This window comes from Vibrio sp. TH_r3, assembly GCF_033101115.1.
In the GTDB taxonomy this organism is placed as follows: Bacteria; Pseudomonadota; Gammaproteobacteria; order Enterobacterales; family Vibrionaceae; genus Vibrio.
Window position 1 is genome coordinate 53,143 of record NZ_JAWMPW010000011.1, and the last position, 25,566, is coordinate 78,708.

The window sequence follows — 25,566 nt, forward strand, 5'->3', positions numbered from 1 at the left end:
GTTGTCAATTATTGATAAGGTTACTTAACTGGAGAGTAGAACGTTTGTCGTTATAGCACAGCAGTAATCGTATCAATATGAATATGCTAATGTTTTGCTTGTTATTTGTGACGTTTATCCTATCAAATTGAGTTCAGTTAAAAATAAATTTTTTTCTACTTTTAGTGTGATAAATTTCGCTTAAATTATCTCAAAGAATCTACTTACTATGGATATAGAGTTTGCCATCATTATGGTCGTCACAATAGGAGCTGTATTCCTTCCTCTTGTGCTATCTATTATTGCCTTAGCAAAAGCCAAAAAGTCACAAATTATGGTTGAGGCGCTCAATGCAAAACTCGCCGCCTTGATACTAGAAAAGCAGGTGAATAGTACTGATGAGCACCAAACTGAACTTCAGACTGAGATATCGAATTGTGAAGTCAACGATTTTGAACCTACAGAATCACCTTTGAAATCGGGTTCTGAAGCATCAGCGTTCACACCAGATACAGCCGAATATACCGAACAAGATGACAATGAACGACACGTTGAATATCAACGAGTGGAGTTGGCCAGTAATGTTGATTTTGACAAGAAAACATCTGATTTATCGACAAAATTATTGGCTAGCCTTAGTAAGATAAGGAATGCATTGCCAGACTCAGTATCGGCTTTTATTGACAAAATTAGTCCTATCGCGTTTGTTGGTTTAGCGATTGTTTTTGTTGGTTTGTCGTTTTTGATTAAGCTCACTTATGATGCATTTAGTGTTCCTTTGTGGGCTAAATTGTCGGCTATTTCCTTCGTTGGTATTGCGTGTGTGGCGCTTGGTTGGCGGTTGAGGAATAAACCAAATTATATTGGTATGGGATTGCAAGGTTCGGGAATGGCCGTACTCTATTTAGTCGCAATCGCAGCGGGACGCTATTTTTCCTTTATATCGATTGAAGTAACGTTCTTTATTGTCAGTATGTTAGTTATTTTCACTACATTGCTAGCTTTGCTGCAAAATAGCCAGTTATTGGCTATTGTTGCGGTATTGGCAGGATTTGCCGTGCCGGTTCTGTTATCAACCGATGGTGCGGGAAGTCACCTAATTCTTCTCGGTTATTACTTACTATTAAATATCGGTTTAGTATATTTAGCCTATAAGAAACAATGGTATTTTTTAGAGAAATGTGGCGCGGTTGCTACTTTTGTGTTGGTTGAGTTTTGGTTAATCTTCTCTTATCAAACGGCAATTATGTTCGAGACATTGCCATTTTTAGGCAGTTATTTTTTATTGTATTTTCTGTTAACTCATTCTCATGCTTGCCAAGACTTCCTAAACAAAAAACAGATTATCTCTAGTAGTTTGGTTTTCTCTCTACCATTAAGCTCTTATGCATTATTTTATACCGCCACAGAGACCGTTGCTGATTATACGGCGTACTGTTCTCTATTCTTATCTTTATGCTATGCAATTGCGGCATGGGTGAGTTTTAAAGATCAAAAAAACAATCCGTTAACCAGTGTTTATACCACTTTTGCGTTGCTATTTGTTGCTATCGCCATTCCTGTGTTCTTTAGCGCGACATTTAGTGCCGCTATTTATGCACTAAAATCGGTCACGGTGCTGTGGGTAAGCAATAAACAGCAGCGGAATCGGTTTGCGCTGGTTGGCGTAGGTATGTTATTGGCGAGTTTTTATCAGTTATTTCAATTGTTTGATAACGTGTTTTTGCATGCGAATGTGCTTCTTGAACCGATGTCATTCTGGTCGTGGATGACACCAGTGCTGTTTGTGTGTACGGCTTTGGCGTTTTATGCAGCCGAATGGCGTTTCGATTATCATGTTAGCTTTGAATCGAAAAACATCAATGTTTCCATTGTCAAAAAAGAAATCAAAAGCGTTTCGATGTTCGTTCTTGGTTTTATCAACTTAAGTTGTTGGACTTTGTTAAATACCGGCGAAGCGATGGCGTTGATGTTAGTTCAGATGCTGTTTGTTGCCTTATTGTTGTTGGTTAATTGGCGCTTTTCTCGGCCAATTCTAACTTGGGCTATGCTATTGGTTCCGCTTATTATTTACCTTTATTTATTAGACTCGCAGTTAGACGACTTGCGCATATCACTGTTGGCTATTTTGCTTGCAATTGGCATGCTATACAAAACGCATTTCCCAATCTATTCCAACCGAATCGTCCATCTAGTGATGGCAAGTTTACATCTTTTACTTGGTATCGTGGTTATCACTGCCGCTGAACGCGCTTTTTGGCATTCAAGCGTTGATGTCGTCCTTTATAGCTATTTATTGGCGATCCTGTTGCTCAGTTTGATTTTGTATCGATTGAGTCAGTGGGCTCCGATTACTCAGTTACTTTTACTTTCTCCCATTTGGGCAATCAGTTTGCCATTCTGGACGATAAGTTATCAAATAGACATAGAGTGGCTGGAACGCGGAAGTTTGATTGTAGGTTTCTTTGCTCTGTTTTATCTGTTTTTGAGATTCGATTTAATCCGAGTTTTAGTCAGTTTGAGCAAGAAAAAATCACTTATAGATACTGTTATATATAGTAATCATGCTATTTGTTTTTGGGCGTTAGCACTGTGTACTCTCGGTTATTTATATCGAATTTTCTCTTTAACTGATGATGAGTTACTCCTAATACTACCGTGGTTATGTGCGTTGTTTATCGCGGTGTGTTATTTGCCTGTCTGCAAAGACAAATGGCCGTTAATGCGTTACTTGTCTTTTTATCGACAAACTCTAGTGGCTCCGATGGTGTTGGTGATAGCTTGTTTCATCGTGTATAGCCTACCGTTGTTTGATGTGCAGATAATGAATGTTATTTGGCTACCTATTTTCAATGCAATTGAATTAACCTCTATTGCCGCGATTATGTTGGTTGCAATAAGTTTAAAAAATGACAATGCACAAATTGTTCTAAACAAAATGTTTAAGTGGCGAGCAAACTACAGGACGCAACAGATTATTTGGTTAGCATTTTCAGGTGTTTTGTTTACCCATACCGCCTTGGCTCGAGGGGTGAGTTATTACACAATGGCTGATTATGAGCTGTATTCTTTGTGGAATTCGGCTCTCTTTCAGGCAGGTTTAGCCATTCTTTGGAGCTTGTCAGCGACAATGGCTACTGCCATCGGCTCACGATTCAATATGCTTATATTATGGTGCAGTGGGGCGCTGGTTTTTGCCCTGACGATAATTAAATTATTTGTTTTAGATTTAGCTAACCGAGATACTGTTGTGATGGTGGTGGCGGTTATATTTGTTGGTGTGGTGATGGTTTTAGTTGGTTATTTCGCGCCAATGCCGAAGAAAGAACACTCGTTGAAACACTCAGACATTAATTAACGGTGTAACAAAACATAAAAGAAAGGCTCACATCGATTATTATCAATGTGAGCCTTTTTTAAAATTTGTTCTATTGTTGGCTTAGAATTTGTTTAAGTTGCTGCCTTTCTAGATCCGTCATTCCGGTTTTGTTTAAAAAGGGCATATCAGCGGTTTCTACTGAACGAGCAATAATACGTGGAGCCCAACGTTGAATATCTTGCCATTCATCAAATATGACACCAGATGGGGCGATAACGAAAACATCATCGGTCGCGTTGCTGCTGTGGCAAGTAGAACAACGTTGTTGAATGATCGCTTTGGCGGTGGTTTGCTCTGCTGTCATTGTTTCTACGTTCGCTAGCTGAGAATCTACGGCTGAACTAATAACCGTTTGCTTGGGTTTATTTGAAGGTATGCTTACGACAATCGCTAATAACAACATTGCGGCTAAACCAGAAAATAAGACGCTCGGTTTATTTTGGCCAGTATGCTTTAGATTAAAATAATGTCGTATCCATGCACTGATTACACAAATCATTAGCGCCAATAACCAACTGAGTTCATGTTGATAAATCATTGGGTAGTGATTGCTGATCATCAAAAAGATAACTGGCAAGGTAAAGTAGTTGTTGTGAATAGAGCGTCTTTTACCTTCCAAACCTGGAGCAGGATCTACCGGTTCACCCGCTGCTACTTGCGCGACCATTTTACGTTGGCCTGGAATGATTTTATGCCAAACGTTGTTCACCATAATAGAGCCAATTAATGCGCCCATATGGATAAATGCACCGCGACCACTAAAGAAATGCGAAAATGCAAAAAAGAAGATTGCGCCAGCGATACCAATAGAGGCTATAAACAAGGTTCGATTTTTAGCTAATGGCGAACGTAATAGCGCTTCGTAACAGATTACACCTGCGACTATTGTGCCTATACCTAAGCTAATCGCCACAGGAGTGGAAAGTTGCATCACTCTTGGGTCAATCAGATACGCTTGTGCATTGAGGTAATACATCCAAATCATCAATGCTGATCCAGTTATCCAAGTGGCATATGCTTCCCATTTAAACCAGTGCAGATTATCGGGCATTTTTTCTGGGCCGACTTGGTATTTAGCAACTTCGTAAAATCCACCGCCGTGTACTGCCCATAAATCACCTTTGATGCCTTTGTCTTTTTTCCATTTTGGTGGCGTTTCTAGGCTATTATCTAGCCAAGTGAAATAGAAACTCGCTCCGATCCAAGCAATCCCACAGATTACATGAAACCATTTGATAAATAGCGCAATCCATTCGTAGAGTTGTGGCCACATAGTTTACTTCCTTTTTTGTAGACGAGTTTTCCATTCAGATAAGTCGCAGCGATGACTCTTTCATCGCTTAATGTTGAGATAGCAAAAAGTTGTTCTGCTAGGTCGTTGCAGCGCAATAGACGCTGATGAAGAATCGGAGATGCTTTAATATCCAGTTCTATAAAATCGGCTTCAGTGCCAGGGTTCAGGTTACCAACTAAGTGCGATATTCCCATTGCATCAGCTGCTCCTTGGGTACAGCGATAAAGCGATTCAAATGGGTCGAGACTAATGCCTTGTAACTGACAAATTTTGTAAGCGTCCGATTGATTGGCAAATAGACTTAGACTGGTTCCTGCACCAATATCACTGGCGATGGATATTGGTATGTTATGATCTTTTGCCCGTTGGTAATCGAACAAGCCACTACCAAGAAATAGATTAGACGATGGACAAAATGTGATGGTTGAGCCTGATTCACTAAGCGCTTTATATTCGCGATCTTGTAAGTGTACGCAGTGGCCAAACAATGAACGATCACGAGCTAAATCGAACTGCTGATAGACATCTAGATAGTCACGACTGTCAGGAAACAGGGATTTAATCCAATCTATTTCGGATAAGTTTTCGCTTAAATGGGTTTGAATAAACGTATCTGGGTGTTCATTGGCGAGTTGTCCCGCCTTTTTCAACTGTTCTGGTGAACTGGTTGGTGCGAATCTTGGGGTAATGGCGTACATAGCGCGGCCATTACCATGCCAACGTTCGATTAAGGCTTTACTATCGTTATAAGCGCTTTCAGCGGTGTCTTGTAGATAAGTTGGGCAGTTGCGATCCATCAAGACTTTTCCGCAAATCATACGTGCGCCTAGTTGTTCGGCGGCAACAAAAAAGGCATCAACTGAATGTGAATGCACCGAGGCAAAAACGCTAGCGGTTGTGGTACCGTTAGAGATAAGTTGGTCTAAGAAAAACTGTGATTGTCTATAACAATATTCGATGTCAGCAAACTTTTTCTCAGTTGGAAAGGTGTAGTCATTCAACCAGTCGAGTAACTGTTTACCGTAGCTCGCTATCATTTCTATTTGCGGTAGATGGACATGGCCATCGATCATTCCGGGAATGATTAATCCTTGGTGTAATTCTACTCCGCCATAATTTAGCAGCTGTTGGTTGTCTGCCAATTTAAAAAACTCGTCAGCCTCACCAATGTGAGTAATCTTTCCTGCTTCTGTTACCAATACGCCGTCATTGAAGTATTGGTAGTTATTGGCTGGATCTATACTGCTTTTGGGAAAGTGTAATATGCTGCCTCTGTGTACTTGTCTTCGCATAATCAACTTCCTCTATAAGTTGAATAAGAGTAAGGAGAAAGCAGCAAAGGAACGTGATAATGGCGCTGTTCGTTAACGATAAAATGCACCTCTACCGTTGGAAAAAAACAATCGTCAAACTGTTTCTGGCAATAGGGTTCGGTGTAAAACTTGAGAGTGTAACGGCCTTTCTCCAAACTGATATTGTCAAATTTGAAACGACCATCCTGATCGGTCACGCCACTTTGTAGGCTTTGTTGTTGTTCAAATACGGTTAATTCGACATCAATACCTGACGCTGGGATCCCGTGTGTAGTATTAAGCACATGACAACTTAAACTGCTCATAATAGCGCCTCCATGCGAATATGGCTGATTTTCCTTTGTTCTACAGACGCGTTTAATAATTCATCTGTACGGCTGTTGTTGATTCGACCTTGTAAACTAATAAGCATTTCTTGTGCCGATTTGTCGCTAGCACAGATAATAAAAATAAAACCGAATTTATCTAGATAAGCGTGATTTAATTCTAATAGCGATTGTAGGACCTCTTCTGGCGCGCTGGAAACCTGGCTTTGTTCATTTTCACTCAAATTTTTACCTTGAGCGTATTTTTTATGAAGGCTAGAAATGTCACCTATCATCGGGTGGCCTGCAAACGCTTCTAACCAATCATCTTCTTCCAGTTGGCAAAACGCTTTATCTGCCATTTCTATTATTGCTGCTTTGCTGGCGGTAATTTGTGTCTCTGTTGAGAGTGGTTTTGATACGGCCGCGAAAGATTTCAATAATAGTGTCTGCCAACGTTGGCTAGAACAGATTTTTTCCAGTAATGAGCGGTCTATTAAAACGGTCTTTTCTTTAGTGGGTTCAGTCATAGTAAGCATCCTTGCTTGCTTGTTGCTTGGGCATGCTTTCTAACGTTTTTTTCGCGTTATTCGCTTGCTGCCACTGTTGTTCGTTGTATTTTTGCGTGTGATCAGTTGCTTTACTATTCTGTTGGCCGTTTTGTTGCGTGACTGTTTCCTCGCTTAAATGGTCAAACCGATCCATTAGTTGCGCCGAAACAGAAACCGCAACCTGCATTGGTAGTTTTCCTTTAATGTCGGAATGACCAATAGGGCAGGTAAGACTTTCAAGCAACTTAATATCAGATAATTGTTCGCGTAAACGAAATTCAAAACGTTGCTTTTTACCTTCCGAACCAATAAGCCCAACGTAAGTAAAGCAGTTTCTTTGTAAGGCATTTTTGGTTAGTTCGAAATCGAGCGCATGGTCATGCGTCATAATTAATATCAGTGCGTTTGAATCTAAATTGGCTAAGGTTTCCACTGGTTCGTTATGTTGAATGGTGTGGATACCTGAGGCAGATATTTGCTCTAACCATTCAGGTCGACTATCAATCACGGTTACATGGCATGGCAATTGGTTTAGTATGCCGCATAAAGCCTGACTAACGTGACCTGCACCATAAATGACCACTTTCGGTCGTTGACAGTTCATGGTTTCGAACATCACTTGTACCGCACCACCACAACATTGATTTAAATCTGCCGCCAAAGAAAAACGCTCAATTGCTACGCCTTGCTGTTTCGTTGTTAGCTGTTGTCTGGCTTTTTGAATCACTTGGTGTTCGAGATTTCCGCCCCCTAGCGTATCAAATTGGCCACTGTTAGAGATCACCATTTTGCTGCCATTGGCTCGAGGGACTGAGCCGACTTCTGCAATAATGGTGGCAATACAATAACTTTCTCCATTTTGCTCGAGCCATTGGCAAGCTTGTAACCAGTCCATTTTGGTGTGTTGGGTTAATTGCGTAAATAAAAGGGAAGTGTGACTCTGGCTATTAGCAAGCATAAGTTGACTCCCGACCAGATCTTTCGAACTGCTTTGTACACGCATTTAAAATGGCTTCACCGGTGGCTGGTGCATTCAGATCGACCGCTAAGGTGTGATTAGTAATTGATCCAACGGCGTCGTATATGGCACACCAAACACTGATGGCATGCATAAATGGCGGTTCGCCTACGGCCTTAGAACGATAAATACTATGCTCTGGATTGGCTTTATCATATAAGTCGATATTCATCTGTTTTGGATAGTCGCCAATGGTGGGGATTTTGTAATTCATTGGACTATTACTTAGTAACGCTCCGCTGGTGTTCCAGACTAATTCTTCGGTGGTTAGCCATCCTAGACCTTGAATGAATCCGCCTTCAATTTGGCCAAGATCGATAGCCGGGTTTAAGCTGTTGCCGACATCGTGCAAAATATCAACCCGATCAACGCGCATTTCGCCAGTGAGCGTATCAATGGTCACTTCTGAACAAGACGCGCCCAAAGAAAAATAAAAGAAAGGTCTACCAACGGATTTTTCTTGGTCGTACCATATTTTAGGGGTTTTGTAGAAGCCACTAGCCGAGAGAGAAACGCGATTGAGATAGGCTTGTTGTACTAGAGTATGCCAGTCAATTTGTTGATCACCCACTTCAAGCGTTCCGTTAATGAATTCTGCTTCCATCTGACCTTGGCTGACGGTTTGTTCGTCAGCTTGAGGTGTCGCATACTGCTTTAAGGCAAATTCAATCAGACGAGTTTTTATCTCTTTAGCTGCGTTATGTGCGGCCATTCCATTTAAATCAGCACCTGACGACGCCGCGGTAGGAGAGGTATTGGGTACTTTGTCGGTTCGCGTTGAAGTGACTAGTACTAATTCGAATGGGATGCCGAGCGTTTGAGCGACAATTTGTTGGATTTTGGTGTGTAAACCTTGTCCCATTTCAGTGCCACCATGAGATACTTGCACACTGCCATCGGTATAAACATGAATAAGCGCACCAGCCTGATTTAAATGGGTAGCAGTAAAGGCGATGCCAAACTTTACCGGCGTTAATGCTAAGCCTTTTTTAAGAATCGGACTGGTTTTGTTCCATGCGTCGATTTCTTCACGCCGCTTTCGGTAGTCACTGCGAGTTTCTAGTTCGGTGATGACGTGTTTCAGTTCTTGGTGCTGTTCAACCTGCATTCCATAATGAGTGGTATTTTTTCCTTCTCGATATAAGTTTTTTAAACGGATATCTAACGCGTCTTCTCCTACGGCGATACTGATATCTTGCATGGCTTTTTCAATCACCATCATACCTTGTGGTCCACCGAAACCACGAAATGCAGTGTGGGAGACGGTATCAGTTTTCAATCGCTTTCCAGTAACACATGCATCTGCGAGGAAATAGGCGTTATCACTATGAAACATTGCACGGTCGACAATTGCGCCAGATAGATCGGCAGAATGACCACATAAACCGTTTACTTCGATTTGCGCTGTTTCTATTAGTCCTTGCTGATTTACTCCAATTTTGTACTGATTAAAGAAAGGATGACGTTTGCCCGTTACGGACATATCAATTGAACGAGGTAAGCGAATTTTTACGGCTTTCCGCGTTAAAAAAGCACCCATACTGGCTAAACAAGCCCATTGTGCTGCTTGAGTTTCTTTACCGCCAAAGCCGCCACCCATTCTACGCATGTCGACCGTAACTTTGTTAAAGGATATGCCCAATACTTCTGCGACTAAGGTTTGTACTTCGGTCGGGTGTTGGCTAGACGTGCGTAAAAATATGCCACCATCTTCGGTCAGTTCAGCCAAGCTAATTTGTCCTTCTAGATAAAAATGCTCTTGTCCGCCAACATGTTGTTGACCAGTAATAACCATGTCACTTTTATCGAATTGTTCGTCAGTGATTGCTGTTCCCATCGTGTTGGTTGGCAAAACTTCATCTTGTTTGCCATCTTGGATGCAATCTAAAACTGCGTTCGGATCAATGTCATATTCGATTTTAGCTTGTTTGGCGGCTTGTAAGGCTTGAGTATGAGTACGGGCTAAAACTAGCGCGATTGGCTGTTGGTAAAACTTAATTTCATGGTCGCTTAATAGTGGATCGCCTTTAACAATCGCACCAATATCTTTCTCGCCAGGAATGTCGTTGTAATCGTAAACGGCAACCACACCCGGCATGGTTTTAACTGGGTTAAGGTCAAGTGAAGTTATGCTGCCTTTGGCAATCGTTGCACTGACAATTGCTGCATGTAAACAGCCTTTTGGTGTCGGGTAATCGTCCAAAAACATGGCGTCACCGGTGACTTGTTTAATAGCACTTTCGTGTTTGTATGACCGACCAACAATGTTGCTGGTCGATGGCAGTTTAGTTTCTGCACTATTTATCTGGGTTAATTTACGCATGATTAGTTGACCTCCATCGTGGGGATGAGGTTTGCATCTGTCGAATTCAGACGGGTTGGAATTTGGTTATGTTCAAGGTAAAAACGTTGGATTAAGTTTTGTACTAATTGAATACGGTATTCTGCGCTGCCTCGTACGTCTCCGATAGGCGAGATATAATTCGCCACTTGTTTTTGTACTTTTCTAACCAGTTCTGCGCTGAAATGACGACCGATAAATAGGCTTTCTAATTCAGTTAAGCGCACGGATTTTGCAGCGATACCACCAGCGGATAAAATGCAGCTCTTAATACGATTGTCGTTGCCAAAAGTCAGATTGATCGCTAACACAACTGTTGCGATATCATCTTCAAATCGTTTGCTTATTTTATAAATTGCGTGTTTTTGATTGGGTGCCAGCAATGGGAGATGAATGGCACTAATCCATTCATCTTGTTTAATGACGGTTTCTCGGTAACCTGTAATGTAATCTTCTGGTGCATATAGGCTTTTTTCTTTACCGTTATCAATTTCAATTCGAGCGTTCAAGCTAATAAGAAGTGGGGCAATATCACCAATAGGGGAAGCGTGGCCTAGACTTCCGCCTAGCGTACCTCGATTGCGTATAGTTAAACTTCCGAGGCGTTCTATTAATTCATCGGTGCTTGGATAGTGTTGGCGCATAAAACTGTGTAATTTAGATAGCAACACAGCAGAGCCAATACGCCAACCCAATTTTGTTTTTCGAATCGCTTGCAGGTCGGTAACGTCTGAAACATCGATCATTTTTTCGATGCGTTGTAAATGTTGTGTCACTTCGAGTGCAAGGTCTGTTCCTCCTGCAATCAACTTAGCATCGGGATGAGCCGTTTTTAACTCTCCCAGTTGTTCTCGACTGGTTGGTTTCCAATAGTTGATGGTGTTTTGTGGTTCTCGTGAGTCCATCCATTGTATTAATCCGGTTTCATCTTTACTCAATGGATCGTCAATTTGGCTATCGGCAATTGTGTTGGCTGCGGTAATTAAAGGCCCGTATCCTGTGCAGCGACATAGGTTTCCTGATAAGAAATCGGCTGGGTTTTCAGGACGTTGTTTTTGTTTGGATAGTGCATACAAGGACATAATAATACCCGGTGTACAAAAACCACATTGGCTGCCGTGATTGTCGACTACTGCTTGTTGAACCGGGTGTAACTTGTCTTGTTGTTGTAAGTGCTCTACTGTCACGATTTTTTTACCGTGTAATGCATGTATAGGCGTGATGCATGCATTTACCTGGCGATATCGTAACAGCTTATCTTCATCTAAATCTGCCATAACTACGGTGCAAGCGCCACAATCACCGCTAGCACACCCTTCTTTAGAGCCGGTCAATCCTTGCTGCTCTCTTAAGTAGGTTAGTAGCATACTATCAACTGCAGCGTGCTCTACTTGAACGATTTCATCGTTGATCATGATCTCTAGCATAACGTCCTCTGTTGCTAAAAGTTGTCCAATTGGTCAAGTTAATGGCTAAAAAAAGACTCACGTGCTTTAGGTCGCTGATAGGCGAGCAGGTGAGTCGTATGAGTATTAGTTTGGAATTTTCGCGTCAATACCTTCTACATACCAGTTAATGCCGGCAAGTTCAGTGTCTGTTAATGTGTGACCTGCTGGGATAACTTCTTTACCTGTATTGTCTTTCATTGGACCGGTAAATGGGTGGAATTCACCTGATTTGATTTTATCGTGAGTGGTGCTGATTGCCTGTTTAATATCTTCAGGCAATGTAGGGTTTACAGAGGCGATATGTAAAATATCGTCGGCAAATCCACCCCAGTAATCTTCAGATTTCCATGTGCCATCCATGACTTCTTGAACGGTACGAATGTAATGAGGTGCCCACACATCTCTTACTGAGAACATATGTGAAATAGGTGCAAAGTGACTCATGTCAGATGCTTGGCCGATACCCATAACACCACGTTTTTCCGCGGCGATTAATGGAGCAGGGCTATCAGTGTGCTGAATCATAATATCAACGCCTTGGTCAATCAGAGCATTTGCTGCATCAGATTCTTTGCCTGGATCATACCAAGTGTTTACCCATACAATTTTCAGTTTAACGTCTGGGTTAACACTTTTTGCGCCAAGGTAAACGGCGTTGATGTCACGAATAACTTCTGGAATTGGGAAAGAGGCGATATAACCTAACGTATTTGTTTTAGTTGCCAAACCTGCAGCAACACCAGATACATAACGACCTTCGTAAGTTCTTAATGCGTAGTTTGAAACGTTTTTAGAGCGCTTATAACCCGTCGCATGTTCAAACTTAACGTTAGGGAATCGTTTAGCAACTTTAAGCGTTGGGTTCATGTAACCGAAAGAGGTGGTAAAAATAATTTCATGACCAGACTTTGCTAACTGAGTAATAACACGCTCAGCATCGGCACCTTCAGGAACACTTTCGACGTAAGTTGTTGTCACTTTGCCATCAAAGTATTTTTCCATTTCTTTGCGGCCTTGATCGTGCTCATAACTCCAACCATGGTCGCCTACTGGACCAACATAAACGAATCCTACTTTCATTGGATCTTCTGCTAACACTGCAGAAGAAAACACAGTTGTAAGTGATAAGGCCGCTGCACTCATCCATCGGTTTAATTTCATGAAATACTCCATTTCAATAGTTTGTAAAAATAGTTTGTAAAAATTTCTAATTTATAGACAACACTAGTTTGTAAACAGTATGTAAAAATAAAATGCGTGTGTAGCTAATGTTGCTGATTCTTTACTTGGGTATTTAACCCAGTCATCAATCTATTTAGATTGAATTTTTTTGCTTTTTCCGCGACTAGTTAGGTTATTAGCAAAAACCTGACCACATGGTGATATTTTGTAAAAATAAATCATTAACTATTGTTAACACCTTGTAAATAAGGGCTTTAACGACTTTGCACTCACTTCATTAGTATTGAGCTTATTGATAAACAGCGGGGTAAGCCTAAGAGCGCGACCTTTAATGGTGCAGTATCAGTGTTTGATTGCACCAAATCGGTACTATGTTAATAATTTGTTCTTAAATTGTTTAAGCCACGTTTGAGGTAAATATAGTTCAAACGTGGCTTAATCTAGATTTTTTTTACGTGACTAATGCAGTTTGGGATCAAAAGGTTTAGCGAGGCTCATTGGTGTGGCCAGTTTTTGTTTGAGTGAATTAGAGCTGATCATCACCATGACAATAATGGTGGCGAGATATGGTGTCATCGCTAATAAATTCGGTGAGATATCAAAACCAAACCCTTGCATAACGAGGTGAAGAATTGAAGCAAAGCCGAACAAATAGGCACCAAGCATTAAGTAACCAACACGCCAAGAGGCAAAAACGACCAATGATAAGGCTATCCAACCTCGTCCAGCGGTCATGTTTTCCATCCACATTGGCGTGTAAACCAATGACATGTAAGAGCCAGCGAAACCAGCCATAGCGCCGCCAAATAATACCGATAAATATCGAACTTTTAATACTTTTATGCCTAGTGCATTGGCCGAGTGAGGGTTTTCACCCACCGCGCGAATGGTCAAACCAATGCGCGTTTTTTGTAACACCCACCAAGTTAAAGCCACAATGGCAAAACTGGCGTAAACGATGATGTCCTGATTAAACAATATTTGACCGATAAACGGTATTTTACTCAGTAATGGTATTTCTATTTGCTTGAAGCCTTCTATCGTTGTACCAACAAGATCGCCACCTAAGAATGAACTTAAACCGGTACCGAAAATAGTGAGGGCTAGACCAGTTGCTACTTGGTTGGTATTCAAACTAATGGTTAACGTGGCGAAAATAAGCGACATGCTCATTCCGGCGACAATAGATAAAGCAATGCCAAACCCAAGATTGCCAGTGTAATAAGCACCAGCAAATCCAGCCATTGCGCCCATTAGCATCATGCCTTCTTGACCAAGATTAAGTACCCCTGATTTTTCACACACTAATTCGCCTAATGCGATAAGTAATAGAGGCGTGCCAGTTTTCAGGGCTGCGATTAATATTTGTTGCAGTAAGTCCATATCCATTAGACAACTCCTGACGGTTGTTTGCTTTCTGCTTTGGAAGCAATTTTATGTTTTGGGTTGCGTTTTGTTATTACCACGCGATAAAAGATAAGAAAATCGCAAGCGAGAACAAAAAACAACAATGTACCTTGGAATAAACCGGTAATAGCGGTAGGTAGGCCTAACTCTATTTGGGCTAAATCACTTCCCATGTACAGTGTGCCCATAAATAGTGACGAAATAATAATGCCGATAGGGTTTAACCGGCCAAGATAGGCAACAATAATCGCTGCATATCCATAGCCTGGTGATACCGATGGAATAAGTTGTCCTATCGGACCGGTGACTTCAGATGCTCCGGCAAAACCAGCCAATGCGCCAGCAAACAACATCACGCCCCAGACTACTTTGTTACTACTAAATCCTGCATATTTAGCCGCCGACTTATCTTCACCGAATACGCGTAGCTTGAATCCGGGGAGGGTTTTATAAAGCATCAATCCAGATATGAGCGCGACAATAATAGCGATAATAATTGAAATCGAAGCTCGGCCATCTTCTTGTATAACCGGTAACAGAACGCCATCAACAAAGATCACTGATTCGGGAAATCCGAATCCTTGTGGATCGGCTAATGGACCGTGTACCGCCCATAGTAAAGTGTATAAGCCAACGTAGTTAAGCATGATAGTAGTTAAAATAAGATTGGTGCTAAATACGCGTTCTAATAGTGTTGGGATTGCTGCCCAAAGCATGCCACTAACGATGCCAACAACCAGTACTAATGTTAGTGAGCCGACACCTGCGTCGTCCCCCATCTGTACTGCTATGGCACTACTGGCCACTGCGCCGATAAGTAATTGTCCTTCTGCGCCAATGTTCCAGATATTAGCGCGATAACATAATGCCAAACCAACCGCACATAACATGAGAGGAGTCGATTTAACCATTAATTCACCTACATTATAGCTATCGCTTAGTGGCGAAATAACAAAAACGTTAAATGCTTTGGCTGGGTTTACGTCTAGCGAAACAAACATTAATCCTGAAACAATCATAGTTAGCAAGATAGCGATGATTGGCGAAAGCCAGGCCATGAGTTTAGAGCTTTCGATTCTTGGTTCCACTTTAAGCATTGGAACTCTCCTGTGCTTGTGCTTGGTCATGATGGATAAAGCTGCCCGCAATCCATTGTCCTATTTGTTCGATGTTGGTTTTACTTGTTTCGACGGTAGGAGCAAGTGCGCCTTCATATAAGGCGGTGATTCGGTCACAAATAACAAACAATTCATCGATGTCTTCAGATACCACTAAAATAGCGGCACCTTGATCTCTTAAAGCAATTAATTGTCGATGAATGGCACTAGCTGCGCCAATATCAACACCCCAAGTAGGATGGGCGCAGATAAGTATGTTTGGGCTTTGATCAACTTCGCGACCAATAATGAATTTTTGTAGATTACCACCCGATAAACTTTTTGCTTGTGCCTGCCTATCACGACATTTCACTTTATTTACTCTGATGATTTTATCTGCCAGTTCGGTAAGTTTTTGTTTTAGGATAAAACCATTTTTCACCAGTTTTTCGCTGTTTGTTAATAAGGTATTATCCGTTAAACTCATTTCCGGCACAGCGCCTTGCCCTAGTCGATCAGTCGGGACATAGGCCATACCTAGCTTACGTCGTTCACCTGCATCCGCATGGCCAACGGCTTTGTTTGATAACAAAATACTGGCGCTATCGGCACGGCAGTCCTCACCACTAATCGCTTCAAGTAGGTCTTCTTGGCCGTTACCAGCAACGCCAGCAACACCCAGAATTTCACCTGCTCTTAGTTTTAAATTAACCTTATTTAATCCGCAACCAAACGGATGCAGTGGTGGCAATGTAAGGTCGACGGTTTGGAATATTACGTTCTCGGTTAGGTTTTTCGGATAACTTTCTGATAACTCTGCTTCACTGCCAACCATCATTCTGGCAATGGTCTCTGGCGTTTCATTGGCAGGAATACATTCGCCGCTGACTTCGCCACCACGTAGAATAATGGCTCTATCGCACAGTTCGGTCACTTCTTTTAATTTGTGACTAATAAAAAGAATGCTACAACCTTCGCTTGTTAGTTTTTTAAGTACCCTAAAAAGACCGGCAACTTCTTGTGGCGTTAATACCGATGTTGGCTCATCTAGAATCAGTAGCTCGACATCTTGTATGAGACAGCGCAATATTTCTAAACGTTGTCTCTCACCAATACTTAAGCTGTGAACATAACGATCGGGTTCTACATGTAGATCATATTTTTCACTAATTTCGATCACCCGTTGCTTTAGGTTGTCAAGTGAAGATAAAAACTCTTTATCTAAACCCAGCTCTATATTTTCTAATACGGTGAGAGTCTCGAACACTGAAAAATGCTGAAAAACCATGCCGATACCCATGGCACGAGCTTGGTTTGGTGAGCGAATGTCAACTTCATGGTTTTTCCACATAATCGACCCGGTGTCTGGCTTATTAACACCGTAAATCATTTTTACCAGTGTCGACTTTCCTGCTCCGTTTTCTCCGAGAAGCGCAAGTATTTCGCCTTTCTCTAGGGTCAAGTTAACGTTATTGTTTGCTATCACCCCTGGAAAAAACTTACTAACATTCCAAAGTTCTAATAAATGTCCATTGGTCATGGTGAGATTGTTCCTTACCCGATAATTGGAATGGTTCATGCAATAACCTGACCAATTGTTCAACTCATCAGTAATCTTAGTAATTGTTAAGGAATTGTAGATAAAATGCACGACAATTGATGTCCATATTGGTGCGATAGCACCAATATGAGGCGTAAAATAAATGAGTTGACGTGTCATTAACTAACTAAGAGTCGAATTTGTTTAATTATTAATAACTCTAATGGCTAACGGAAAAAATATGTCTGATAGTAAAAGTGATTCAAATACACTAGTAAAAGGCGGGTCTATTCGAGCGAAGAATAAACAGCGAATATTGCAAGCAGCAGAACAAGAATTTGCCAAACATGGATACAAAGGAACCTCAGTTCAAGCCATTGCAGATAGCGTACAATTACCCAAAGCAAATATTCTGTATTATTTCAAATCAAAAACAGGTCTGTATAAAGCGCTGCTTACTGATATTTTAGATATGTGGAATGAAGGGTTTTCAGCGGACGGTGATGAAAAGCCGCCAAGTGATGTTATTCGGGATTATATTATCGAAAAAATGCGTTACAGCCGCAGTCATCCTCTACGTTCAAAGATTTTCGCAATGGAAATTATTCAAGGCGCGCCAAACATTCGGGATGTGATAGAGCAGCCAATGATTGAGTGGTCAAAGCACAAATCGAATATTATTCAGAAATGGGTAGATGATGGGGTGATTGGCAAGATTAACCCGCTTTATTTACTGTTTCTTATTTGGGGAAGCACCCAGTTTTATGCCGATTTTGATCGAGAAATTGAACTGATCCAAGGAAGGCCGTTAAGCGATGATGAATATTCAGAAGCGGAAAAATTCACCGTAGATATCGTTTTAAAAGGCTTAGGTTTGAGTTGATTTTGTGTCACTGAAACGGAGTGTTTTTTATCCTAGCAGCAACGGCTTTATAAAAAACTGAACACTTGGTCAGAAAATTGCTTAACATTTATTATATCTGCCATTAACATCTTGTTTTCAGATTAAGCAGAAGTTTTACAAAGTAGGTCGTAAAGCTCATCAGGATGTGCGTTAAAGACAGGACAAGGAAAGGTTATGACTGACAATTATCCAAGGGATTTGATTGGGTATGGGGAATTCCCCCCTCATGCTAATTGGCCAAATAAAGCTAAGGTCGCACTGCAATTCGTGATTAACTATGAAGAAGGTGCTGAAAACTGTGTGTTGCATGGTGATGAAGGGTCAGAACAGTTTCTTTCTGAAATAGTTGGTGCTGATTCTTATCGGGACAGGCACCTCAGTATGGAGTCGATTTACGAGTATGGTAGCCGTGCCGGTTTCTGGCGTTTACATCGATTGTTCAATCAACATAATGTCCCTGTAACGGTTTTTGGTGTTGCCAAAGCGTTGGAAAAAAACCCTGATGCCGTTAAAGCAATGCAGCAATCTGGTTGGGAAATTGCGTGTCATGGCTTGCGTTGGATTCATTACCAAGATTTTACCGTAGAACAAGAAAAAGCTCATATCGAGGAAGCCATTGCAATTCATCAAAAAGTGACCGGTAGTAAGCCTAAAGGGTGGTACACAGGAAGAACCAGTCCACACACGTTGGCTCTTATCGCTGAGCGAGATGATATTCTTTATTGTGCCGACAGCTACGCGGATGATTTACCTTATTGGGACAATAATTATAGCAAGCCGTTGTTAGTCGTACCTTATACTTTGGACACTAATGATATGCGTTTTGCTACCCCACAAGGCTTTAATAGTGGTGAACAGTTTTATCAATATCTTAAAGATGCGTTCGATGAACTCTATTTAGAAGGCGATTTTACGCCTAAAATGCTCAGTATTGGCTTGCATTGTCGCATTGTCGGTCGACCTGCTCGTCTTGCTGCCTTGAGACGTTTTCTCGATTACACCAAGCAATTTTCCGATGTGTGGTACGCCACTCGTGAACAAATAGCAGAACATTGGTTAGCGAATAATCAGTCAGGTAATAAAACGCTCGAAAATAATGGGAAACTAGTAGATAGATCCGGTGAGGGATGCTCAACTGTTCGCTCTGATTATCATGTTCAGCAACATAACTTTACAGATATATCTGCGGCTAATTTAACTGCACAAGATATCAGTGGCGATGTGTTATCTCAATTACGTTTATCGGTAAAAGATTTATTTGCTATAAAAGGGTATAAAACAGGTGCTGGTTTGCCTGTTTGGCTATCTTCAGCACAAGAAGAAACCGATAATGCGCAAGCTGTTCAACTATTGTTAGAGCAAGGTGCTCAGTTAACTTATAAAACTCAGCTTGATGAGCTGGCTTATTCTTTAGCCGGTAATAATAGCCATTATGGTGTTTCAATTAATCCTTATGATTCAAACAGAAGCAGCGGAGGCTCTAGCTCGGGTGCGGCGTTGTCAGTTGCCTTGAATGAAGCTGATTTAGGCTTAGCAACGGATACCGGTGGCTCTATTCGTGTGCCCGCGAGTTACTGTGGTTTATTTGGCATGCGACCAACTTACAATGCCGTGCCAGCACAAGGTTTAGTTCCATTGGCACCTAGATTCGATACCGCTGGGTTGATGACGCAAGATTTGTCAACGTTAGAGTTAGGTATGCAAACTTTACTGGGACAAAAGAAAGTTGAGCCAATTAATAGTATGGCCTGGTGTGAAGCGTTATGGGAAGGCGTGAATGAGCAACTCAAACATAAAGCGTTGCAAATTTTTGAGCAGTTTTCTGGCCATACCACTCGTTTAGATGAACCGCCGCTGAATGCGGAAGAAAGACGTTTTTGTTTTTCGGTACTGCAAGCCGATTCTATTTGGCAGCATCATGGTGATTGGCTAGCTAACCATTTAGACGACTTTGCTGCAGATATTCAACAGAGATTAGTCTGGGGAAAAAGTTTAACTGTCGAAGATAAATTGCAAGCCGAGGCGCTATTGCAACAATGGCAAGCTGGGAAATCAACTTGGTTACCTGATGGTTGTATCTTATTAATGCCAACAGTTCCTAGTGTTGCTCCCTTGATCACGTCGAAGGGCGAGCAAGTAGATAAAGAGCGACAAATTTTATTAGGTTTAACTTCTATTGCTGGATTAAGTGGTTGGCCTCAGTTACAAATCCCTTTATTTGAAATCGATAACCTACCCGTTGGAGTGAGTTTGTTAGGTAAAGAGAATACGGATTTATCGGTGATTTATTTTAGTAAGCAACATCTTATTAATCGGTAAGTCGATTTAGTAGATAGGATGCTTTGCCAACAAAAAGGAATGAACAATGTCATATAAGGCCGCGGTTACCGCGCCACATTATCTTGCTGCACAAGCCGGTGAGCGCATTTTACAACAAGGTGGTAATGCGGTTGAAGCATGCGTTGCGATGGCGAGTTCCTTGACGGTGGTTTATCCACACATGACCAGTTTAGGAGGTGATGGGTTTTGGTTGATTCATAAACCTGGAGAAGAGCCCATCGCCATAAACGCAGCAGGTAAGTGTGCAAACGACCTAACTCATGCAGAATTTGGTCACCATTCGCGAGGAGAAAAAGTTGCTTTGACTACCGCGGGCGCTGTGGCGGGTTGGGATAAGGCGTTGTCACTTTATCCGGGCAATCTGGGTTTAGATGATTTATTTCAATCCGCTATCGAATTTGCTCAAAACGGTATTGAAGTGACTCAAACACTGCATGATGCGCAGATAAAGTTGTTGCAAGAGATTGATGACGATGATTTTTCATCGGTGTTCTTGAAACAAGGTAAAGCTCATGCAGTAGGCGATACAATACGTTTACCTGCGTTAGCGCATACTTATCAACGCTTAGCGGAAGCGGGCCTACAAGATTGGTATCAAGGCACGTTAGCTGAACAGAATGCGCAATATTTACAAAAAAAGGGCAGCCCGATTTGTCTAGACGATATCGCCAGTTCCATAGCCAAAGTGACTACGCCTTTAAAAGCCAGTACGCAATGGGGCGATTTCTATAACTTTGGTGTGCCAACACAAGGTGGGGCATCGTTGAATATTTTAGCTTTGCTGGATCATTATGTGAGTCAAAGAGCACAAGATGAGCAGTATTGGAACAGTGAACAGGGTGAAGAAGAGTTGCTCCACTATTTGGTGGAATCGGTAAAAGTAGCTTTCAATTGGCGTAATTGTCATTTGAGTGACCACGCTTCGCTTGATGCAGAAATGCAACAGCGTTTGACTGCAAGTGCAATAAAAGCGCAAAGCGAAACCATTTCTGATAAAGCTAAAGCTTGGCCGAATCCTGGACCAACAGGCGATACCGTTTGGATGGGTGTAGTCGATTCTGAAGGTTTGGCTGTGAGTTATATTCAAAGTATTTATTGGGAATTTGGCTCTGGCGTAGTGAACCCTGAGACTGGAGTGGTTTGGAACAATCGTTGTTTAGGTTTTAGTACCGATCCAACTCATGCGAATTATATTCGGCCTGGACAGCAACCGATGCATACACTTAACCCACCATTGGCGCTACTAAAAGACGGCTCTCGCTTTATTTATGGCACGATGGGAGGAGAAGGGCAGCCTCAAACTCAAGCCGCCATAGTGTGGCGTTATCTAGTCCAAAAACAAACCATAAGTAACGCCATTCGCGCTCCTCGTTGGTTACTGGGCAAAACTTGGGGCAAAGCGAGCGAAAATTTGAAGTTAGAAGAAACTTTGTTTAATAAGTTCGCGATATCATTACAAGACAGAGGACACGATGTTGTGTCAGCGGCAGATTTTGCTGAGTTTTTTGGCCATGCCGGTGCGATTCATGTTTCCAAATCAATAACCAGCGCTGCATCAGATCCACGCAGTGATGGTGAAGCCATCGTTAATGAAAGCGGTCGTTAATTACAATTGTCGTTAACTACAATCGTTGTTAATAGAAAACGTTGTTAATAGAAAATAGAAAACAAAACAATCAGTTAAAAAGAAAAATAATTAATTGGATCAATCGTATTCAAAAATAAACATTTAATTTGCAGTGAAGGAACGAAATAACAAATGAACGAATTTATGCAAGTGTTACCAGTAATTTTAGCACTTCTGGCAACAGGAGTGGTTGCTGGGTTGTTGGCAGGACTATTAGGCGTTGGCGGTGGGATTGTCATCGTTCCAGTACTGTATTATCTGTTTCAGAGTTTTGAGGTGAGTGCTACTTCCGCGATGTTGATTGCCACCGCGACATCACTCGCCACTATTGTTCCTACATCGGTTAGCTCAATCAGAGCGCATCATAAAAACGGCAATGTAGATTGGCAACTGCTTAAATGGTTAGCACCATTTATTGTCATAGGTGTTATCGCCGGTAGTTTGTTTGCCACCAGCGTCGGCGGTCCATGGCTTACTGCATTGTTTGGTGTTGTGGCTACATTATCAGCTTTAAATATGCTGCTGCGTGCCAACGCTGCACCTTTAGCACAATCGTTACCTAATAAAGCAGGTCAAGGCGTGATTGGATCGTGCATTGGTTGTCTAAGTGTCATGGTTGGTATCGGTGGCGGAACTCTCACCGTTCCGACTCTGTCTGCATTTAACTATCCAACCCACAAAGCGGTTGGAACTGCAGCGGCGGTTGGGTTATTAATTGCGCTACCGGGTGTCGCGACCATGTTATTAGTTGGCACAACACCAAGTGATGCACCGTTTGGTAATTTTGGTTTGGTTAACTGGGCAGGGTTTGTATTTATCGTGCCATTAACGGTGTTCTTTTCACCAATAGGTGCAAGTTTAGGTAAGAAATTAGATAGCGTGAAGCTGAAGAAAGTATTTGCCTTGGTTTTAATCTTTACCGGACTTCGCATGTTGCTACAGAGCTTTTAGTCGTTCTGTATCAACTATTAACGCTTTTAATCATCAGCATGATTTTAAAATGACAGCAACAATTTCAAGGAATGAACAAATGGATTTATTTGAAAGACTTTCGCCGCCGCCACGTATTTTAATGGGACCAGGACCGATTACGGTCTATCCACGTGTATTACAGGCGATGAGTAATCAATTGATTGGTCAATATGATCCGGTTATGACTGGATATATGAATCAAACCATGGCGCTATATCGAGAAGTTTTTAAGACCAAAAATCAAGCAACAGTACTCATTGATGGTACGGCCAGAGCAGGAATAGAAGCGGTATTAGTGTCTTTAATTGAGCCTGGTGATAAGGTTTTAGTCCCTGTTTTTGGACGATTCGGGCACCTGCTTGCAGAAATCTCCGAACGAGCTGGAGCAGAGGTCATTAAGTTTGAAGTAGAGTGGGGGACTGTAGTGACCGATTCTATGCTAGAACAACAAATTATCCGCCATAAACCTAAAGTACTCGCTTTAGTTCAAGGTGATACGTCTACCACTATGTTGCAACCGCTTGAAGGTGCGGGTGAATTGTGTAAAAAACATGGCGTACTTTTCTACAGTGATGGAACCGCTTCAATTGTGGGTAACGCTTTTGAAACAGATGAATGGCAACTAGATGCGGTATCGGTTGGTTTGCAAAAATGTTTAGGTGGCCCGTCTGGAACGGCTCCGGTGACTCTAAGCGAAAAAGCGGTCGAGCGTATTCGACAACGTAAACATGTTGAAGCAGGCATTCGTACCGATAGTCATCAATCAGGGCAACTGAGTCGCATTCGTTCAAATTACTTTGATCTGGGTATGATCCTAGACTATTGGGGAGAAGAGCGTCTTAATCATCATACTGAAGCGACCAGTATGTTGTTTGCTGCTCGCGAATGTGCACAAATTAACTTACAAGAAGGGTTAGATAACGTTATCGCTAGGCATAAAAAATCGGGTGACGCTTTAGTCGCTGGACTACGTGCAATGGGGCTGACTTTATTTGGAGATCTTGCGCATAAAATGAATAACGTCGTCGGTGTTGTTATTCCTTCTTATGTCGATGGTGACGCGATTCGCACTGCAATGTTGGAGCAATTTAATATTGAAATAGGTACCTCTTTTGGGCCACTGCATGGCAAGGTCTGGCGCATAGGGACTATGGGCTACAACGCGAGATTGGATACAGTATTATTAACATTGGTCGCACTAGAGGCATTGTTGGTTCAAGCTGGTGGTTCTATTAAACAAGGTGCAGCATATTATTCTGCCATGGAACAGTACCAATCAGGGAACTAAATTATGGATATAAAGTTAGCTGATAAACTTGCCGACACAGTTATGCAATATTGTGAAATTTTAGCAGAATATACTCAAACTCCAGGGATGATGGATAGGCGTTATTTAACGGCTGAGCATAAGCAAGCTAATCAACAAATATTTAGATGGGCGGAACATAGCGGCTTACCAAGTTGGCAAGACCAAGCGGGCAATCAGTGGGTCAGATTACCTGCAAACAAGACCACCAATCAGCGTGTTATATTAGGTTCGCATACTGATACAGTTCCTAATGGTGGAAAATATGATGGTATTTTGGGTGTCGTTGCCCCGTTGGTGTTAATGAAACACTTTGCCGAAAATGAAATAGCCTTCGATTTTAATCTTGATTTGGTGGGGTTTGGTGACGAAGAAGGCACGAGATTTGGCGCGACGCTACTTGGTAGTTCGGCAATTACTGGCAAATGGAATAATCAGTGGCATGCGCTAACCGATGAAAATGGGATCAGTTTAGCGCAAGCGATGCGCGATTTTTCTCTGGATATATCCAAGGTGGTCGAAGCCGAAATAAATAGTGATGATGTACTCGCGTATGTAGAGTTGCATATAGAACAAGGCCCGGTATTAGAAGAACAAGATTTAGCGATCTCGGCGGTTAACGGAATTTCCGGAGCACGACGATTCGCTATTTCGATAGAAGGTAAAGCGGGACACGCCGGAACTGTTCCGATGAGGTCCCGTCAAGATCCCTTAGTTATGGCTAGTGAATGGATCACTGAGCTAAATCGATCGGCTAAACTGACGGTTGATTTAGAACATCCTGTACTTGCAACGGTAGGTAAATTAGAAGTATTGCCCGGTGGCGTTAACGTTATTCCTGGCCAAGTCGATTTATCTCTAGATGTGAGAAGTTTAAATGATGATGCGCGAGATTTATTATTGGATGTTTCTTTTTCTCAACTACATACCCTAGCAGATAGAGATGGCTTAAATGTTACGATTGAAGAAACACATACTGCTCAGGCGGTTTATTGTGACCCTAAGTTAACCCAAACTATGGCTGAGGTTATTAATGGATTGACTGGTAAGCCACTTACGTTAACCTCTGGAGCTGGGCATGATGCTATGGTGTTTGCTGATTTTGTTGCAACTACAATGTTGTTTGTACGCTGCAAAGAAGGAATCAGTCATAACCCCAAAGAATCGGTAGAAGTTGAAGATGTTGCTATGTCATTAACAGCTTTAGTTAATTTTCTAAACGAGTTCACAGTTAATTGATATAATTATACTAATATAAATTTTTATAATTTAATGAGTCTACCGGCATGTATAATGAATATTTAGGTTATTTAGCGGCATTTTGTACAACTTTCTCTTTTGTCCCTCAAGTTGTCGCAATACTAAAAACTAAAAATGTTGATGGAATTTCGACGGGAATGTATGCCATGTTCGTTATTGGTGTGCTGTGCTGGCTTATTTACGGACTTGTGAATAATGATTGGCCATTAGTCGTTGCCAACACAATTACCGGTATTCTTGCCATGATGGTCTTGGTGTTAAAGCTTCGAACCTCTAAAGTTAAAGCTATAGATTAACGTATTA

19 protein-coding genes and 1 pseudogene are annotated in these 25,566 nt (G+C 41.7%); 9 read left to right on the top strand and 11 right to left on the bottom strand.

Annotated elements, in window-relative coordinates; genetic code table 11:
* Positions 1 to 208 precede the first annotated feature (208 nt).
* Positions 209 to 3,337, top strand: coding sequence for a DUF2339 domain-containing protein (locus tag R3X26_RS11055; protein ID WP_317717372.1), 3,129 nt, complete (start codon positions 209 to 211; stop codon positions 3,335 to 3,337).
* Positions 3,338 to 3,407: 70 nt separating this feature from the next.
* Here the strand turns inward: R3X26_RS11055 and R3X26_RS11060 are convergent, their stop codons facing one another.
* From R3X26_RS11060 to R3X26_RS11110, 11 genes are all read right to left on the bottom strand, one after another.
* Entirely contained in the window at positions 3,408 to 4,631 is a 1,224-nt protein-coding gene (locus R3X26_RS11060; RefSeq protein ID WP_317717373.1) for a urate hydroxylase PuuD, read from the bottom strand.
* A complete protein-coding gene (gene guaD, locus R3X26_RS11065; protein WP_317717374.1) occupies positions 4,577 to 5,944 on the bottom strand; it encodes a guanine deaminase in 1,368 nt (455 codons plus the stop codon). The genes R3X26_RS11060 and guaD overlap by 55 nt, the downstream gene beginning before the upstream one ends.
* Before the next feature lie 2 nt (positions 5,945 to 5,946).
* Positions 5,947 to 6,270: a hydroxyisourate hydrolase gene (gene uraH / locus R3X26_RS11070; protein WP_317717375.1), complete on the bottom strand. Its 324-nt coding sequence runs from the start codon at positions 6,268 to 6,270 to the stop codon at positions 5,947 to 5,949.
* The gene (locus R3X26_RS11075) at positions 6,267 to 6,800 is read right to left on the bottom strand and encodes a 2-oxo-4-hydroxy-4-carboxy-5-ureidoimidazoline decarboxylase (protein WP_317717376.1); all 534 of its coding nucleotides are present in this window, start codon (positions 6,798 to 6,800) and stop codon (positions 6,267 to 6,269) included. The genes uraH and R3X26_RS11075 overlap by 4 nt, the downstream gene beginning before the upstream one ends.
* Positions 6,793 to 7,779, bottom strand: a complete 987-nt coding sequence (gene xdhC, locus R3X26_RS11080; RefSeq protein WP_317717377.1) for a xanthine dehydrogenase accessory protein XdhC — start codon at positions 7,777 to 7,779, stop codon at positions 6,793 to 6,795. Before xdhC ends, R3X26_RS11075 begins: the two co-directional genes overlap by 8 nt.
* Entirely contained in the window at positions 7,769 to 10,162 is a 2,394-nt protein-coding gene (gene xdhB / locus R3X26_RS11085) for a xanthine dehydrogenase molybdopterin binding subunit (protein ID WP_317717378.1), read from the bottom strand. Before xdhB ends, xdhC begins: the two co-directional genes overlap by 11 nt.
* 2 nt (positions 10,163 to 10,164) lie before the next feature.
* Complete coding sequence (xdhA, locus tag R3X26_RS11090; protein ID WP_317717379.1) at positions 10,165 to 11,607, bottom strand: xanthine dehydrogenase small subunit; 1,443 nt, start codon at positions 11,605 to 11,607, stop codon at positions 10,165 to 10,167.
* A gap of 105 nt (positions 11,608 to 11,712) precedes the next feature.
* Positions 11,713 to 12,789, bottom strand: a complete 1,077-nt coding sequence (locus R3X26_RS11095) for a BMP family ABC transporter substrate-binding protein (protein ID WP_317717380.1) — start codon at positions 12,787 to 12,789, stop codon at positions 11,713 to 11,715.
* Between the two features lie 480 nt (positions 12,790 to 13,269).
* Entirely contained in the window at positions 13,270 to 14,199 is a 930-nt protein-coding gene (locus R3X26_RS11100; protein WP_317717381.1) for an ABC transporter permease, read from the bottom strand.
* A complete protein-coding gene (locus R3X26_RS11105; RefSeq protein ID WP_317717382.1) occupies positions 14,199 to 15,314 on the bottom strand; it encodes an ABC transporter permease in 1,116 nt (371 codons plus the stop codon). Before R3X26_RS11105 ends, R3X26_RS11100 begins: the two co-directional genes overlap by 1 nt.
* Positions 15,307 to 16,854 (bottom strand): ABC transporter ATP-binding protein, encoded by a 1,548-nt coding sequence (locus tag R3X26_RS11110; protein ID WP_317717383.1) that lies wholly within the window; start codon positions 16,852 to 16,854, stop codon positions 15,307 to 15,309. The genes R3X26_RS11105 and R3X26_RS11110 overlap by 8 nt, the downstream gene beginning before the upstream one ends.
* Before the next feature lie 241 nt (positions 16,855 to 17,095).
* Here R3X26_RS11110 and R3X26_RS11115 point away from each other — a divergent pair, with 241 nt between their 5' ends.
* The 8 genes and pseudogenes from R3X26_RS11115 to R3X26_RS11150 all read left to right on the top strand — a co-directional run bounded on the left by R3X26_RS11115 (position 17,096) and on the right by R3X26_RS11150 (position 25,559).
* Positions 17,096 to 17,737 (top strand): TetR/AcrR family transcriptional regulator, encoded by a 642-nt coding sequence (locus R3X26_RS11115; RefSeq protein ID WP_317717384.1) that lies wholly within the window; start codon positions 17,096 to 17,098, stop codon positions 17,735 to 17,737.
* A 195-nt stretch (positions 17,738 to 17,932) separates the two neighbouring features.
* Positions 17,933 to 18,814 (top strand): annotated as a pseudogene (gene puuE / locus R3X26_RS11120) (allantoinase PuuE); the annotation flags it as partial.
* Between the two features lie 165 nt (positions 18,815 to 18,979).
* Entirely contained in the window at positions 18,980 to 20,077 is a 1,098-nt protein-coding gene (locus R3X26_RS11125; protein WP_317717414.1) for an amidase family protein, read from the top strand.
* A 46-nt stretch (positions 20,078 to 20,123) separates the two neighbouring features.
* A complete protein-coding gene (locus R3X26_RS11130; protein ID WP_317717385.1) occupies positions 20,124 to 21,704 on the top strand; it encodes a gamma-glutamyltransferase family protein in 1,581 nt (526 codons plus the stop codon).
* Between the two features lie 153 nt (positions 21,705 to 21,857).
* Complete coding sequence (locus R3X26_RS11135) at positions 21,858 to 22,676, top strand: sulfite exporter TauE/SafE family protein (protein ID WP_317717386.1); 819 nt, start codon at positions 21,858 to 21,860, stop codon at positions 22,674 to 22,676.
* Positions 22,677 to 22,755: 79 nt separating this feature from the next.
* Positions 22,756 to 23,985, top strand: a complete 1,230-nt coding sequence (locus tag R3X26_RS11140) for an alanine--glyoxylate aminotransferase family protein (protein WP_317717387.1) — start codon at positions 22,756 to 22,758, stop codon at positions 23,983 to 23,985.
* Between the two features lie 3 nt (positions 23,986 to 23,988).
* Positions 23,989 to 25,242 carry an allantoate amidohydrolase gene (locus tag R3X26_RS11145; protein WP_317717388.1) on the top strand — a complete coding sequence of 418 codons (1,254 nt, stop codon included), beginning with the start codon at positions 23,989 to 23,991 and terminating at the stop codon, positions 25,240 to 25,242.
* 47 nt (positions 25,243 to 25,289) lie between these two features.
* Positions 25,290 to 25,559: a SemiSWEET transporter gene (locus R3X26_RS11150; protein WP_317717389.1), complete on the top strand. Its 270-nt coding sequence runs from the start codon at positions 25,290 to 25,292 to the stop codon at positions 25,557 to 25,559.
* The last annotated feature ends 7 nt before the right edge of the window (positions 25,560 to 25,566 follow it).

Coding starts and splice junctions, on each gene's coding strand:
- R3X26_RS11055 (WP_317717372.1), top strand. CDS start 209: ATGGATATAGAGTTTGCCATCATTATGGTCGTCACAATAGGAGCTGTA.
- R3X26_RS11060 (WP_317717373.1), bottom strand. CDS start 4,631: ATGTGGCCACAACTCTACGAATGGATTGCGCTATTTATCAAATGGTTT.
- guaD (WP_317717374.1), bottom strand. CDS start 5,944: ATGCGAAGACAAGTACACAGAGGCAGCATATTACACTTTCCCAAAAGC.
- uraH (WP_317717375.1), bottom strand. CDS start 6,270: ATGAGCAGTTTAAGTTGTCATGTGCTTAATACTACACACGGGATCCCA.
- R3X26_RS11075 (WP_317717376.1), bottom strand. CDS start 6,800: ATGACTGAACCCACTAAAGAAAAGACCGTTTTAATAGACCGCTCATTA.
- xdhC (WP_317717377.1), bottom strand. CDS start 7,779: ATGCTTGCTAATAGCCAGAGTCACACTTCCCTTTTATTTACGCAATTA.
- xdhB (WP_317717378.1), bottom strand. CDS start 10,162: ATGCGTAAATTAACCCAGATAAATAGTGCAGAAACTAAACTGCCATCG.
- xdhA (WP_317717379.1), bottom strand. CDS start 11,607: ATGCTAGAGATCATGATCAACGATGAAATCGTTCAAGTAGAGCACGCT.
- R3X26_RS11095 (WP_317717380.1), bottom strand. CDS start 12,789: ATGAAATTAAACCGATGGATGAGTGCAGCGGCCTTATCACTTACAACT.
- R3X26_RS11100 (WP_317717381.1), bottom strand. CDS start 14,199: ATGGATATGGACTTACTGCAACAAATATTAATCGCAGCCCTGAAAACT.
- R3X26_RS11105 (WP_317717382.1), bottom strand. CDS start 15,314: ATGCTTAAAGTGGAACCAAGAATCGAAAGCTCTAAACTCATGGCCTGG.
- R3X26_RS11110 (WP_317717383.1), bottom strand. CDS start 16,854: ATGACCAATGGACATTTATTAGAACTTTGGAATGTTAGTAAGTTTTTT.
- R3X26_RS11115 (WP_317717384.1), top strand. CDS start 17,096: ATGTCTGATAGTAAAAGTGATTCAAATACACTAGTAAAAGGCGGGTCT.
- R3X26_RS11130 (WP_317717385.1), top strand. CDS start 20,124: ATGTCATATAAGGCCGCGGTTACCGCGCCACATTATCTTGCTGCACAA.
- R3X26_RS11135 (WP_317717386.1), top strand. CDS start 21,858: ATGAACGAATTTATGCAAGTGTTACCAGTAATTTTAGCACTTCTGGCA.
- R3X26_RS11140 (WP_317717387.1), top strand. CDS start 22,756: ATGGATTTATTTGAAAGACTTTCGCCGCCGCCACGTATTTTAATGGGA.
- R3X26_RS11145 (WP_317717388.1), top strand. CDS start 23,989: ATGGATATAAAGTTAGCTGATAAACTTGCCGACACAGTTATGCAATAT.
- R3X26_RS11150 (WP_317717389.1), top strand. CDS start 25,290: ATGTATAATGAATATTTAGGTTATTTAGCGGCATTTTGTACAACTTTC.